Source organism: Chryseobacterium sp. SIMBA_028, from assembly GCF_046535285.1.
In the GTDB taxonomy this organism is placed as follows: domain Bacteria; phylum Bacteroidota; class Bacteroidia; order Flavobacteriales; family Weeksellaceae; genus Chryseobacterium.
Map to the genome: position 1 here is coordinate 1 of NZ_JAWRWZ010000175.1, position 279 is coordinate 279.

Sequence of the window (279 nt, forward strand, 5' to 3'; positions counted from 1 at the left end):
TCTGTTCAGCGCGGCACTGAAGCCCTCTACGGCTGATGTCGCAGTCGCATCATGCATCTTTGCCAGTATCAAGTATCCGCTACTGAGCTCTACAAGAGTGCCAATCGCTGAGGCATTGCCTTTGCCCTTGATTAGATCGCCTTCCCAATGCCCAGGCATCTCGCGCTTGTCCACCTCGGGCGGACGAAGGTGAATGCTGACCATGTCGGGGATCTGACCTCGCCGGTCCGTCTCACCACGCCGAGGCTTACGCGTACTTTTGCCTTGCCGCAGGCAATG

The 279-nt window shown here is 57.7% G+C and carries 1 protein-coding gene; it reads right to left on the reverse strand.

The window, feature by feature from the left end; genetic code table 11:
* Nucleotides 1-279, reverse strand: a 279-nt coding sequence (locus SCA31_RS23040) for an IS30 family transposase (RefSeq protein ID WP_410699359.1), incomplete at both ends; no start/stop codon positions are given.